Raw genomic sequence first — 12972 nt, forward strand, 5'->3', positions numbered from 1 at the left:
TCGTTACGTCCTCTCGGCCCCGGGTTTCCCCGCGGAGGCGAGCCACACGTGGCGGGGCGGTCCTACGGTGGAGTCATGGGCGGCGGTGTCGTGACGCTGTTCCTGTGCGGGGACGTGATGCTCGGGCGGGGCGTCGACCAGATCCTGCCGCACCCGGGGGATCCGGGGCTGCGGGAGGAGTACGTACGCGATGCCCGCGGCTATGTGGCGCTGGCGGAGGCGGTGAACGGGCCGGTGCCGGCGCCGGTGGATCCGGGGTGGCCGTGGGGAGAGGCGCTGCGGGTGCTCGCGGAGGCCGCGCCGGACGTGCGGATCGTGAACCTGGAGACGTCGGTGACGGCGGACGGCACGTTCGCGCCGGGCAAGGCGGTGCACTACCGGATGCATCCGGCGAACCTGCCGGCGCTGACGGTGGCCCGTCCGGACGTGTGCGTGCTGGCCAACAACCACGTCCTGGACTTCGGCCGGCGCGGGCTGGCGGAGACGCTGGAGGTGCTGGCCGGTGCGGGGCTGCGGACGGCGGGCGCGGGCCGGGACGCGGCGTCGGCGTACGCGCCCGCCGTGGTGCCGGTGGGGTCCGGTGGCGTGCGGGTGCTGGTGTTCGGGCTCGCCATGCTGTCCAGCGGGGTGCCGCCGAGCTGGGCGGCGACGGAGCGGCAGTCGGGGGTGGCCTTCGCCCCTTCCCCGTCACCGGCGGTGGCCGAGGCGGTGCTGCGCCGGGTGGGGCGGGTCCGGCGGCCCGGTGACGTGGTGGTCGTCTCCGTGCACTGGGGTTCGAACTGGGGCCACCTCATCCCGCGGGACCAGGTCCGTTTCGCGCACGACCTGGTCGACGGCGGGGTGGACGTGGTGCACGGTCACTCCTCGCACCACCCCCGCCGCATCGAGGTGTACCGGGAGCGGCTGGTGCTGTACGGCTGCGGGGACTTCGTCGACGACTACGAGGGCATCTCCGGCTACGAGGAGTACCGCGACGATCTGCGGCTGGTGTTCCTGGCCGCGGTGGAGGCGGGGACGGGGCGGCTGCGCGGGCTGCGGCTGGTGCCGCTGCGGGCGCGGCGGATGCGGCTGGAGCACCCGGACGGGCGTGACCGCGCCTGGCTGCGGGCGACGCTCGACGCCTTCGCGGTGGGCGCCGCGGTGGTGCCCGGCCCCGACGGCACCTTCGAGGCGGTGCCGTCGGGTGAGGAACCGGATCCGGAGGTCTAGGCCTCCGTGGCGGTGGGCCGGCGGGAGGCCGCCATGGCCTGGTCGAGGCCGGTGAGGGGGCGCAGCCGGTAGGTGTAGGCGTAGTCGCGGTCGGCGAACAGCTTGTACTCGTCGTGGGTGTGGGCGCCCCAGCTGTTGTCGCCGCCGACGCCCATCTGGCGGTGGTTCACTCGCAGGACGACCTCCTCGCGCGGGGTGAGCTGGTAGTCGTGGCGCACGCCCAGCGACAGGTCCTCGGGGGTGAAGTGGGAGGCGTTGACCTCGAGGAGGGAGTCCCCGGTGACGAGCAGTCCGGTGCCGTCGCGGTCGGTGAGAGCGATCCAGCGGACGTCGGTCTTGTTGCCGTTCTCCTGCGGGCGGATGTACGGCGTCCACTGTCCGGAGACGGTCCCGGAGTACACGCCGACGTCGGTGCCGTTGTTGCGGTCCCAGTGGTTCTCCTCGGGGCCGCGCCCGTAGTAGCGCAGCCGTTCCAGCCGTGCGGGCAGGAACAGCAGGCTGCCGACCTCGGGGAGGTACGGCAGGTTCGCGGCGCCCGGGTGCAGGGTGTGGTCGACCTTGATCTCGCCGTTGCCGAAGACGGTGTAGGTGGTGCCGTACGCCGATTCGACGGTGGTCGGCAGGGTGCCGGTGACGGTGATCTCGACGGCCCGGTCGCGCAGGGCGCGCACCCGGACGCCGGTCACCGTGCGGCGGGCCCCGGCGTCGCGCCAGGTCTGGTTGCGGGTGTGCTGGCCGTTGCCCTTGTCGTTGTCGGTGGGGGCGCGCCAGAAGTTGGGTGCGGGGCCGGAGACGATCAGGGGCCGGCCGTTCGCCTCGTAGGAGGTGATGAGGCCGCTGCGTCTGTCGACGGTGACGGTGAAGTCGTCGCCGGTGACGGTGATCCGCTCGCCCGTCTCCGTGTGGCGGAGCGCGGGCACGCGGTCGAGCGGTACCGGTGTGACGGCCGGGGCGCCCGCGTCGAGGGGGATCTGCGCGCGGGCCACCTCGAAGCCGGAGTCGGCCCAGGGGGTGGGCTCCCGGGTGGTGAAGGACAGTTCCAGGAAGTACTCGGTGCCGGGCGGCGGGTCGTCGGGCAGCCGTACGGGGAGGGTGACGCTCTTGGAGGACAGGGGCGGTACGTCGAGCTGGGCGCGGGTCAGCCGGCCGCGCTGGACCGTGCTGCCGTCGGCGACCAGGGCCCAGTGCCCGTCGTAGGCGCGCAGACCGGTGAACAGGTTCTCGTTGGTGAGGGTGACGGCGCCGGGGCCGCCGCCGGCGGGGGTGACGTCGATGGTCTGGTGGATCCGTTTGACCTCGGCGGCCTTGCCGGTGTGGCCGCGGTCGGCGGTGACGATGCCGTCGGCGACGAAGGCGCCGTCGTTGGGGTTGTCGCCCCAGTCGCCGCCGAAGGCGTAGAAGGTCTTCTCGCGGGGTTTCCTCTCGGTGTGGCCGACGGTGGCGGCGTCGAACCAGAACCGCACGCCGTCGTCGCCGGGGCCTCGGCCGGCGGCGGCGAGTTCGGCGGCGGTGAGGGCGCGGGCGTAGACGCGGGCGCGGCGGACGGTGCCGCTGAACTCGCGGGTCCAGTTGTCGGCGTCGGTGGCGAGGGCGAGGGGCGCGGTGTTGACGCCGGGCCGCCGGGTGGTGGTGCGGGTGGCTCTGACCTGGCCGTCCACGGAGAGGGTGAGGGTGCCGGCGTCGGCGTCGTAGACGCCCGCGACGTGGTGTTCGGAACCGGTCCAGTCGGCGGGCAGCGGCCAGGTCGCGGTGGTCCACTGGCCGTCGCCGTGGATGAAGAACTCCAGGTTGCGGTTGGTCTGCTTCAGGGCGTACTGGGTGTCGCCCTTGGCGATGATGGGCTGGTGGTAGCCCGTCACCTTCGGGGTGATCCATGCCTCCAGGGTCAGGGAGCCGGTGAGGTCCAGGCGGGGGTCGCGGGCGAAGACGGTGCCGCCGGACAGGCCTCGCGCCCGGTCGAAGCTGCCGCCGGGGGCGAGGATCTCGCCTTTCAGGCCGGCGGGGCCGGTCTCGGTGAGCAGGACGCGCGGCGGGGTGGGCCAGGTGAGGGACTGGTCGGCGAAGTCCCAGATCCAGCCGCCCTGGAGGACGTCGTGGCGGCGGACGAGGTCCCAGTACTTCTTGAAGTTGCCGGTGGAGTTCCCCATCGAGTGGGAGTACTCGATCATGACGTAGGGCCGGGTGTCGGAGGTGTCCTTCGCGCGGGTCTCGACGCGCTGGGGGGTGTCGTACATCTCGGAGCGGATGTCGCTGACGCCCGGGCGGTCGTCGCCCTCGTACTGGATGACGCGGGTGGGGTCGTAGGAGCGGATCCAGTCGTGCATGGTGGTGAAGGTGCTGCCGCCGCCGGCCTCGTTGCCGAGCGACCAGATGACGACCGAGGCGTGGTTCTTGTCGCGGTGGACCATGTTCTGGGCGCGGGCGACGCACGCCTTGGTCCATTCGGGGTGGTCGCCCGGGTACTCGCCGCGGATGCCGTGGGTCTCCAGGTTGGTCTCGTCGACGAGGTACAGGCCGTACTCGTCGGCGAGTTCGTACCAGAGCGGGTTGTTGGGGTAGTGCGAGGTGCGGACGCTGTTGATGTTGAGGCGTTTGATCAGTTCGATGTCCCGGACCATGTCCGCGCGGGTGAGCGCGGTGCCGCGGTCGGGGTGCATCTCGTGCCGGTTGGTGCCGCGGAAGGTGACGGGCTTGCCGTTGATGCGCATCAGGCCGTCCTCGAGCGCGAACTCGCGCAGGCCGACGCGGTGCGACAGGGTCTCGACGACCTTTCCGGCCGGGTCGCGGAGCTGGAGGACGGCGGTGTAGAGGTACGGCTGCTCGGCCGACCAGAGCCGGGGCTCGGGGATCCGCTGCGTGGCGTCCACGGTGGCTTCCTGCCCGGCGGGGACGTCGACGGACCGTTGGAGCGGGCGGCGCCAGACGGGTCGGCCGTCGGCGTCGTACAGCATGATGTCGACGGTATACAGTCCGCCGGATACCTCGTCCGATGAGCGGACGTGTGCCGTCACCTTCAGCTCGGCGGCTGTGTAGTCGTCGGCGAGCGGGGTGTCCAGCTTGAAGTCCCGCAGGTGCACGGCCGGCGTGGAGTACAGGTAGACCGAGCGGAAGATGCCGCTCAGCCGGATCATGTCCTGGTCCTCCAGCCAGTCGCCGTCGGAGTAGCGGTAGACCTCCACCGCGATCTGGTTGGTGCCCTCACGCAGGTGGGGGGTGATGTCGTACTCGGAGGGCGTGTAGGAGTCCTCGTCGTAGCCGGCCAGCCTGCCGTTGATCCACACGTAGTGGGCGGACTTCACCCCCTCGAAGTGCAGCACGGTGCGACGGCCGGACCAGGAGCGCGGCACGGTGAAGGTGCGGCGGTACTGGCCGACGGGGTTGTGGCGGGTCGGCGCGGCGGGCGGCTGCGGCTCCTCGCCCAGGCCGTTGGGCCCCCAGTAGGGGTAGGTGATGTTGAGGTAGATCGGGCGGTCGTAGCCGTGCAGCTGCCAGACGGAGGGGACGGGGATCGTGTCCCAGTCGCGGTCGTCGAGGTCCGTGCGGTGGAAGTCGGGATCGCGGTCGTCGGGGCGCTCGGCGTAGGCGAACTTCCAGGTGCCGTCGAGGCCGATCCGCCACGGTGAGCGGGTGCGGTCGGCGGCCAGCGCCTGGTCGACGTCCGCGTACGGCATCAGCGTGGTGTGCGGCGGTTCGGTGCCGACGCTGAAGACGTCGATACGGCCGTTCCACTCAGGGGTCCCGTCCGGCGCGGCGGCGGGTCCGGCGGCGCGGGCCGTGCCGGGCGGTGCGGACAGGGCGAGCGCGCCGAGGACGGCGGCTCCGCCCTCGAGCAGCCGGCGGCGGCTGACTGCCGGGCGTCCGGCGGACGGTTCGGGGTGTGAGACATGAGGCACGTGCGGGTGCGGCATGACCGTGACCTTCCTCGGGTGAACCCCTCAACTCATGGGCCCCTGGGGACTTCTGAGGCTCGGTCACACTAGAACTCCAACACAATCGAAGCAATGACGCCGTCGCTGTCTGTGCGGTTCTGTTGGGCCGGTCGGCCGAAACAGGTGGTGTGGCGCAGCCCACACCGCCCGGGTGAGGAATTTCCCGGCGCGCTGATCGAACCGCCCGGCGTTTGCGTACCTCCTGGCGTACAACGTGCTCGCGTCTGGAGGCAGCATGCGGATGTCCCGCACCACGGCAGGAAGTGTCTTCGTCTTCGGCGCGCTGGGTCTGACCCTGGCCGCCCTCGCGTATCCCGCCATGCTCGGCGTGGAGAACACGGCGACGACGGGGGACCGCATCATCGCCAACACCCGGTACGGGCCGCTGACCGAGGCCGACCGCGACTTCGTGGTCAAGGTCCGGGCGGCCGGGCTGTGGGAGTACCCGCTGGGCGAGATGGCGATGAAGCGCGGTACGACGGCGGAGATGAAGGAGGCCGGCAAGCATCTGGTCGTCGGTCATTCCAGGCTCGACGCGACCTGCCGGCGGATCGCGCCGGAGCTGGGCATCACGCTGCCCAACCAGGCCAGCCCCCAGCAGCAGCAGTTCGTGGCGACATCGGCCTCGGAGACGGGCCGGCAGTTCGACTCCACGGCCGTCACCATCATGCGGGTGACGCACGGTCAGATCTTCCCGGTCATCGCCAAGGTCCGTGCCAACACCCGCAACAGCCTGATCAGGGAACTCGCCGACCAGGCCAACGACACGGTGCTCGACCACATCACCGTGCTGGAGAAGACCGGCCTGGTCAATCACGAACAGGTGAACTTCCAGCAGACCTCCCCGCCGAAGCTGCCCAAGGACCAGCTCACCCCGCCGCCGCCGCAGCCGGGCGCGCCGGTGCTCGTGCTGGAGCCGCGGGAGGACCTGAACATCAACACGTCGGCGCCGTCGCCGACGCCCGCGCCGACCTCCCGCTGAGCAGCCGTCCGGGTTATTCCTGCGGATCCATCGGCTTGCCTATGCGGGACATTGGATTCGTCATTGGAAAGGCCCTCCGGGGCAGGCCTAACGTCGACGGCATCGAACCACCCTTGGGAGATGCACCATGTCGAAGATCCTGTTCGTGATGACCGGCGCCGACCACTGGACGCTGAACGACGGCACCCGGCACCCCACCGGATTCTGGGCCGAGGAGGCCGTCGCGCCGTACGAGGCGTTCAAGGCCGCCGGTCACGAGATCGTCGTCGCCACGCCGGGCGGTGTCGTGCCGCCCGTGGACAAGGGCAGCCTGGCCCCCGAGTACAACGGCGGTCCGGAGGGCGCCGACCGGGTCGCGCGGGCGCTGGCCGGGATGACCGAGCTGGAGCGGCCGATCCGGCTGGAGGACGTCGTCCTCGACGACTACGCGGCCGTGTTCTACCCCGGCGGGCACGGCCCCATGGAGGACCTGGCCGTGGACGCCGCCTCGGGCGGGCTGCTGATCGACGCCCTCGACGCCGGCAAGCCGCTCGGCGTGGTCTGCCACGGCCCGGCCGCGCTGCTGGCCGCCGTGCGCGAGGACGGCGCGAACGCGTTCGCCGGGTACCGGGTGGCCGCGTTCACGGACGCCGAGGAGACCCAGGGCGGCCTGGCGGACAAGGCGAAGTGGCTGCTCCAGTCCCGCCTCGTGGAGGCCGGGGTGGACGTGCGGGCCGGTGAGCCGTGGGCGCCGAACGTGGTCGTCGACCGCAACCTCGTGACCGGGCAGAACCCGGCCTCGTCCGCCCCGCTCGCCGCCGAGCTGCTGAAGAAGCTGGCCTGAGCGACGCCGCCGGGCGGAGAACGGGGAACGGCGGGTGAGGCGGGCGGAGACCGGCCGGCCCGGGACGGCGGGGCGGAGGACGGCGGCTCAGGCGCCGGCCGCCGCCTCGCTCGCTATCCGGTCGAACTGCGCGCCCATGGCCTCGGCGAGGGCCTGGGCCGCGGACAGGGGGCGGACCATGACGGTGAAGTCGTCGATCCTGCCGTCCTCGTCGAAGTGCAGGAAGTCGCAGCCCTGGATCCGCTTGCCGTTCACGGTGGCGGTGAAGACGAGGGCGTGGTCGCGGCCGTCGGGGTTGGCGATCTCGCGGACGTAGGAGAAGTCCTCGAAGACCCGCATCACGCCGCGCAGGATGGCCGCGGTGATGGCCTTGCCTTCGTACGGCTTGAAGGCCACGGGGCTGGTGAAGACCACGTTCTCCGCCAGCAGCGCCTCCAGCGCGGGCACGTCGCGGTTCTCGACGGCTTTCCGGAACGGGTGCATGGGAGCCCTCCCTGTCTGCGGCCTCAGCCGCGATGCATGCTCGGTAACGCGACGCACACATACTCAATAAATTGAATAGGCGCATCGGAGGGTATGGCGGCGGTACCGCTGTGCGCAATGGGCTTCCCGCCCCTCTCTCATAGGAGGCGACTAGGCTCTTGACCGTGACGCATAGGCAAACCGATGGCTCAGGCGGCTCCGCCGAAGAGCGGTCGCCCGTCGCGCACACGGTGGCCGACCTGAACCTGCTGCGCACCTTCCTGGCGGTCTACCGTTCCGGTTCGTTCACCGCCGCCGCAGGCCTGCTCGGTGTGTCGCAGCCGACCGTGACCACCCAGATCCGGGCGCTGGAACGGCAGTCGGGGCGGGAACTGTTCGCGCGGCTGCCGCGCGGCGTCGCCCCGACCGCCGTCGCACACGACCTCGCCGCGCGGGTGGCGGCGCCGCTCGACGCGCTCGCCGCCGCGACCGGGCAGGACACCGCCGCGGACGAGCGGGCCGCGCCGGTGCATCTGGCCGGGCCCGCGGAGCTGATGTCCGTCCGGGTGCTGCCGGCCCTCGCCCCGCTGACCGCCGAGGGGCTGCGGCTGCGGGTCACGCTCGGACTGACCGATCCGCTCCTGGAGGAACTGCGCGCCGGCCGTCACGACCTGGTGATCGCCACCTACCGGCCGCGCGGGCGGGCCCTGACCGCCACGCCGCTGATGGACGAGGAGTTCGTCCTGGTGGCCGCGCCCGTCTGGGCGGACCGGCTGGCCGGGCGCCTCACCGCCGACGCCCCCGACGCGCTGCACGCCGTGCCGCTCGTCACCTACGCGGAGGACGTGCCGATCGCCCGCCGGTACTGGCGGCACGTCTTCGGCACCCGGCTGTCCTGCCCGGCCGCCGTCACCGTCCCCGACCTGCGCGGGGTGCTCGCGGCGGTCGTCGCGGGAGCCGGGTTCACCGTGCTGCCGCGCTATCTGTGCCTGGCCGAGCTGGCCTCCGGCGCCCTGGTGCCGCTGCTCGAACCGGAGGACCCGCCGATCAACACGGGCTACCTCGTCCAACGCCCCGGCCGCCCGGACAACCCGGACGTCGTCCGGGTCCGGGACCTTCTGCTGGAGGCGGGCCGCACCTGGTGAGCGCCGCGGGCGCGGCCCGGCGGGGCTACGCCACCTGGCCGAGGCGGCCTTCGAGGACGGTGCGGGAGATCAGGGGGCGGTCCCAGAGGGAGAGGATCTCGTTGGCGAGCCCCACGATCGGCAGCGGGTCCGGGTTGCCGTGCGCCACGATGCCCACGGCGGACAGGCCGCGCGGGACGGCGTCCGCGTCGAGGAGGACCCGCCACTCCCCCGGTCCCAGCTCCAGGTACTCGAGGCCGGTCAGCCGGGCGATCTCCAGCGGGTCGGCCAGCGTGCCGGGGTAGGCGGTGAGGGTGCGCAGCCGGGGCAGTCCGACGACCGGGGCGAGGCTCACCGGCTCGCCCTCCCACACGCCGACGCACAGCACCTCCAGCGCCGGGTGGGCGGCGGCGGCCACGCTGGGCAGACTGCGGATGTTGACGTGCGCGACGGGCGACGGCTCGTCCTCTCGGCCCTCGCCCTCTCGGCCGTCGTGCGGCTCCTCCGCCTCCCGTTCGAGGATCATGTCGGTGACGGAGTGCGCGAGCAGCTCGGCGCCGAGGTTGTCCTCGTGGCCGATCATGACGACCTGGCCGAGCCGGCCGCGCGGGCCGGGGGTCAGGTCGACGGCGATCCGGTCGCCGCCGCCGTTGTCGCCGAAGACGATCCAGCCCGGCGAGCCGGCCAGGCGCTGCACCGCGGCGTCCGGCGGGGTGACGGCCGCCTCGGTGGCCGCGAACCGCCAGGGGCAGGGCCGGGAGGCGACATCGGATATGTAGAGCTCGTCCAGGGCGAACAGTTCACAGCCGACCGCCTCGGCGTGGCGGGCCGGCGCCCCGTGGTCGTCCGCCCAGTCCTCCCACTTGGCGCGGGTCACCCGGTACAGCGCCTTCAGCTCCTCGGGCAGGGCGACGCCGAGACGGGCCTCCGCCTGGGCGATCTCCGCCTCGGTGGCGCCGATCGCGTCGGGCAACCGCTCGCGGAGCGTGCGCTCCAGCAGCTCCGGGTCCGCCGTGGGGGCGGGCAGCGCGCCGGGCACGGGTTCCGGGAGGCGGCGCCAGGGCGCGGGCACGGCGTCCTCGACCAGGACGAGCGACCCGGGGTGGGCGCTGCCCACGCCGGGCTCCACGGCGGGGCTGGAGCCGAGCAGGTGGACGACCGCCCTGGCGTCCGGCAGGAACTCCGCCGAGAAGGAGACGGTGTCGGCCCCACTGCCCGCGAGCGCGCGCTGCACCCGCCGCACCGCGTCGAACTCCGCCTGCATGTCCTCGACCTGCGCGGCCTGTCCGGGTCGTGGCCTCGGCCGCCGGAGGGGCAAACTCCATCCGTGCCGGTCGATCCGGCCCGCCACGCGGCCGCCCGCCGTGGCGGCGTCCGACGCGCTGCCGGGGCTCAGCAGCCTGAGCACCGGTTCCCATGTCGCGAAGTCGTGGATCGAGGGCAACGCGGACCTCCAGTGGGCGTGTGCTGAGCGAGGGTTCAAGCGCTGTGGATCACATGTTCGATCCGTCGAAGCATAGCCCCGGCCTCCGAAGTAGCCTTCGCGGGTGACGAGCAACCGGACGGACACCCCTCACCACGCCCCGCTCCCCCGCCCCGAGGAGCTGTTGACCGGCACCGACTGGGCTTCGCTCGAGACCCCGTGCGGGACGGGCGAGGATCTGCCGGGGGCGCTGGCACGGTTTCTCGACACCGACCCGGCCGTCCGGGCGGCCGCCGTCGGTGACGCGCTCAGCGCCGTCACCCACCAGAACACCGTCTACGAAGCGACCGTGCCCGTGGCGCTGTACGTCGCGGCGGTCCTGAACCACCCGGCCACCGCCGCGGGTGAGTCCGGCCGGGACGGCGAGCGGACGTCGCGCTACCCGACCCGCGCGGCGCTGCTGGACTGGCTCGCGGACACCGCCCTCGACGCCGACGACGAGTGCGTGGCCATCGCCGAGGGCACGTGGGACGACGGGTTTCTCGACGAGTGCCCGGAGATACGCGCGTTCCGGGACCTGCGGCCGGCGTTCCACTCGGCGGTCCGGCCCCTCCTCGGCGATGACGACGCCGACGTGCGCGACGCGGCCTTCGTCGCCGCCGTCCCGCTGGTGGAGCACCCCGCCCTCGTCTCGCACCGGGGGGAACTGGCCGAGCACGCCCGCCGTCTGCTGACCACCAGCACGGACCGGTCCAGGCGGGACCGTGCGCTGAGCGCGCTCAGGACATGGGGCCACGACACCAGCGCTCTGGAGAACGCGGACGACGTCGCGGTCCGCGAACTTCGCGCCCGCCGGGCCGCCGAACGGCAGGGTTGGGGAACGGGTGGCTACTCCGAGGACCCGCCGTTCTGACCCGCCGGTCCGGCGGTCAGCCGGTCCGGCGGTCACCCTGTCTGGCGGTTCTGCATCCAGCCGGTCCGGCGGTCAGCCGGCCTGCCGCGCGAACGCCTGGTACGCCCGGTCGTCGAAGAGGACGAAGCGCACCTCCTCGACCGCTGTCGGCGTGTTCCGCACCGTCTCCACCGCGATGCGCGCCGCGTCGTCGATCGGCCACCGGTACACCCCGGTGGAGATCGCCGGGAACGCGACCGTACGGGCGCCCAGCTCGTCGGCGACGCGCAGCGACTCCCGGTGGCAGGAGGCGAGCAGGCCGGAGCGGTCCTCCGTGGCCGACCAGACCGGGCCGACGGTGTGGATGACCCAGCGCGCGTCCAGTGCGCCCGCCGTGGTGGCGACCGCCTGGCCGGTGGGGAGGCCCTTGCCGTACCGGGAGGCGCGGAGCTTGCGGCACTCCTCCAGGATCGCCGGGCCGCCCCGGCGGTGGATGGCCCCGTCGACGCCTCCGCCACCCAGCAGGGAGGAGTTGGCCGCGTTGACGATGGCGTCGGCGCTCTCGCGGGTGATGTCGCCCTGGACGAGTACGAGGGTGGTCATGGCGTCTGCCTCAGCCTTCTCCAGACGGCCTTCGCCGCGTTGTGGCCCGACATGCCGTGCACTCCGGGGCCCGGCGGGGTGGCCGACGAGCAGATGAAGACCGCGGGGTGCGGGGTGTGGTACGGGGACAGGGACAGTCTGGGGCGCATCAGGACCTGGAGTCCGGAGAACGCGCCGGAGCCGATGTCGCCGCCGACGTAGTTGGCGTTGCGGGCGGCGAGTTCGGGCGGGCCGGCCGTCGCGCGGGCGAGGACGCGGTCGCGGAATCCGGGGGCGAAGCGCTCCAGTTGGCGTTCCATGGCGTCGGTGAGGTCGCCGGTCCAGCCGTGCGGGACGTGTCCGTACGCCCAGAAGACCTGCTTGCCGGCCGGAGCTCGGGCGGGGTCGACGACACTCGGCTGCACGGTGATCATGAACGGCTTGTCGGGGGCCCGGCCCTCGCGGGAGGCGGCGCGCAGGGCGGCGCCGATCTCCGCGCTGTCCCCGCCGATCTGGACGGTGCCGGCGGTGCGGGCCTCCGGCGCGGTCCAGGGGACGGGACCGTCCAGCGCGTAGTCGATCTTGAAGACGCCCGGGCCGTACCGGTAACCGTCGTAGTGGCGGCCGAGACCCGCGATCCGGGCGAGGGCGGTGGGCGAGGTGTCGAAGACGTAGGCGCGGGCGGGCGGCAGGTCGTCGAGGCGCTTGACCTCGTAGTCGGTGTGGATGCTGCCGCCGAGGTCGCGCAGGTACGCGGCGAGCGCGTCCGACACTGCCTGGGAGCCGCCCTGGGCGACAGGCCAGCCGCGGGCGTGCGCGGCGAGCGCGAAGACCAGGCCGATGGCGCCCGTGGCGATGCCGCTGAGCGGGGCCATGACATGGGCGACGAGTCCGGCGAAGAGGGTCCTGGCGCGCTCGTCGCGGAAGCGGCGGGTCAGCCACGTCGACGGCGGCAGCCCGGCGAGTCCGAAGCGGGCCAGGGTCACCGGGTCGCGCGGGAGGGCGCTGAGCGGCAGTGACATGAAGTCGCGGACGAGTGTGTCCCAGCGCGGCAGGAACGGCTCGACGAGCCTGCGGTACGTGCCCGCGTCGCGCGGTCCGAGGGACGCGGCGGTCTCCGACACGGAGCGGGAGAGCACGGCGGCGGTGCCGTCGGGGAACGGGTGAGCCATGGGCAGCTCCGGCTGGAGCCAGTTCAGGCCGTAGCGCGCCAGCGGCAGGGCGCGGAGGGCGGGCGAGTTGACGCCGAGGGGGTGGGCGGCGGAGCACGGATCGTGGCGGAAGCCGGGCAGCGTCAGCTCTTCGGTGCGGGCGCCCCCGCCGACCGTGTCGCGGGCCTCGAAGAGAGCGACCGAGAAGCCGCGACGGGCCAGTTCCACGGCGGCCGTCAGTCCGTTCGGCCCCGCACCCACCACGACCACATCGAACATCGACGGCACCTTCGGACCCCTTCGTCAGCCGATGGGCACCGGGACGGTTCGTCAGCCGATGTCCACTCGAACAGCAGGATATGCCGGGGCACCGACAGGCACCGGCGACGGGTGCC

At 72.9% G+C, this 12972-nt stretch carries 10 protein-coding genes; 5 read left to right on the forward strand and 5 right to left on the reverse strand.

Annotated elements, in window-relative coordinates; all coding sequences use genetic code 11:
* Window positions 1–75: 75 nt before the first annotated feature.
* Window positions 76–1209: a CapA family protein gene (locus tag ACSU6L_RS06885; protein WP_437054555.1), complete on the forward strand. Its 1134-nt coding sequence runs from the start codon at window positions 76–78 to the stop codon at window positions 1207–1209.
* Here ACSU6L_RS06885 and ACSU6L_RS06890 read toward each other — a convergent pair.
* Window positions 1206–5117 carry a glycoside hydrolase family 2 TIM barrel-domain containing protein gene (locus ACSU6L_RS06890; RefSeq protein ID WP_437054557.1) on the reverse strand — a complete coding sequence of 1304 codons (3912 nt, stop codon included), beginning with the start codon at window positions 5115–5117 and terminating at the stop codon, window positions 1206–1208. The genes ACSU6L_RS06885 and ACSU6L_RS06890 overlap by 4 nt on opposite strands.
* A 256-nt stretch (window positions 5118–5373) precedes the next feature.
* On the opposite strand from ACSU6L_RS06890, the gene ACSU6L_RS06895 reads away from it, so the two are divergent.
* Complete coding sequence (locus ACSU6L_RS06895; protein WP_437054559.1) at window positions 5374–6120, forward strand: DUF4142 domain-containing protein; 747 nt, start codon at window positions 5374–5376, stop codon at window positions 6118–6120.
* A 127-nt stretch (window positions 6121–6247) separates the two neighbouring features.
* Window positions 6248–6943 (forward strand): type 1 glutamine amidotransferase domain-containing protein, encoded by a 696-nt coding sequence (locus tag ACSU6L_RS06900; RefSeq protein ID WP_437054561.1) that lies wholly within the window; start codon window positions 6248–6250, stop codon window positions 6941–6943.
* Between the two features lie 87 nt (window positions 6944–7030).
* Here the strand turns inward: ACSU6L_RS06900 and ACSU6L_RS06905 are convergent, their stop codons facing one another.
* Window positions 7031–7426, reverse strand: coding sequence for a nuclear transport factor 2 family protein (locus ACSU6L_RS06905; protein ID WP_437054563.1), 396 nt, complete (start codon window positions 7424–7426; stop codon window positions 7031–7033).
* 164 nt (window positions 7427–7590) lie between these two features.
* Here ACSU6L_RS06905 and ACSU6L_RS06910 point away from each other — a divergent pair, with 164 nt between their 5' ends.
* The gene (locus ACSU6L_RS06910) at window positions 7591–8550 is read left to right on the forward strand and encodes a LysR family transcriptional regulator (RefSeq protein WP_437054565.1); all 960 of its coding nucleotides are present in this window, start codon (window positions 7591–7593) and stop codon (window positions 8548–8550) included.
* Between the two features lie 25 nt (window positions 8551–8575).
* On the opposite strand, the gene ACSU6L_RS06915 is transcribed toward ACSU6L_RS06910, so the two are convergent.
* Window positions 8576–9973, reverse strand: a complete 1398-nt coding sequence (locus tag ACSU6L_RS06915; protein ID WP_437054567.1) for an SMI1/KNR4 family protein — start codon at window positions 9971–9973, stop codon at window positions 8576–8578.
* Between the two features lie 103 nt (window positions 9974–10076).
* Here ACSU6L_RS06915 and ACSU6L_RS06920 point away from each other — a divergent pair, with 103 nt between their 5' ends.
* Entirely contained in the window at window positions 10077–10865 is a 789-nt protein-coding gene (locus tag ACSU6L_RS06920) for a hypothetical protein (protein ID WP_437054569.1), read from the forward strand.
* A gap of 72 nt (window positions 10866–10937) precedes the next feature.
* Here the strand turns inward: ACSU6L_RS06920 and ACSU6L_RS06925 are convergent, their stop codons facing one another.
* Together ACSU6L_RS06925 and ACSU6L_RS06930 are read right to left on the reverse strand one after the other, a co-directional pair.
* The gene (locus tag ACSU6L_RS06925) at window positions 10938–11447 is read right to left on the reverse strand and encodes an O-acetyl-ADP-ribose deacetylase (protein WP_437054571.1); all 510 of its coding nucleotides are present in this window, start codon (window positions 11445–11447) and stop codon (window positions 10938–10940) included.
* Window positions 11444–12856 (reverse strand): phytoene desaturase family protein, encoded by a 1413-nt coding sequence (locus ACSU6L_RS06930; RefSeq protein WP_437054573.1) that lies wholly within the window; start codon window positions 12854–12856, stop codon window positions 11444–11446. Before ACSU6L_RS06930 ends, ACSU6L_RS06925 begins: the two co-directional genes overlap by 4 nt.
* Window positions 12857–12972 lie beyond the last annotated feature (116 nt).

Origin of the sequence: Streptomyces sp. enrichment culture (assembly GCF_964272855.1) — a bacterium.
Classification (GTDB): Bacteria; Actinomycetota; Actinomycetes; order Streptomycetales; family Streptomycetaceae; genus Streptomyces.

Excerpts from the sequence above, each read along its gene's own strand:
- ACSU6L_RS06900 (WP_437054561.1), top strand. The coding sequence starts at position 6,248 with ATGTCGAAGATCCTGTTCGTGATGACCGGCGCCGACCACTGGACGCTG.
- ACSU6L_RS06930 (WP_437054573.1), bottom strand. The coding sequence starts at position 12,856 with ATGTTCGATGTGGTCGTGGTGGGTGCGGGGCCGAACGGACTGACGGCC.
- ACSU6L_RS06905 (WP_437054563.1), bottom strand. The coding sequence starts at position 7,426 with ATGCACCCGTTCCGGAAAGCCGTCGAGAACCGCGACGTGCCCGCGCTG.
- ACSU6L_RS06895 (WP_437054559.1), top strand. The coding sequence starts at position 5,374 with ATGCGGATGTCCCGCACCACGGCAGGAAGTGTCTTCGTCTTCGGCGCG.
- ACSU6L_RS06925 (WP_437054571.1), bottom strand. The coding sequence starts at position 11,447 with ATGACCACCCTCGTACTCGTCCAGGGCGACATCACCCGCGAGAGCGCC.
- ACSU6L_RS06890 (WP_437054557.1), bottom strand. The coding sequence starts at position 5,117 with ATGCCGCACCCGCACGTGCCTCATGTCTCACACCCCGAACCGTCCGCC.
- ACSU6L_RS06885 (WP_437054555.1), top strand. The coding sequence starts at position 76 with ATGGGCGGCGGTGTCGTGACGCTGTTCCTGTGCGGGGACGTGATGCTC.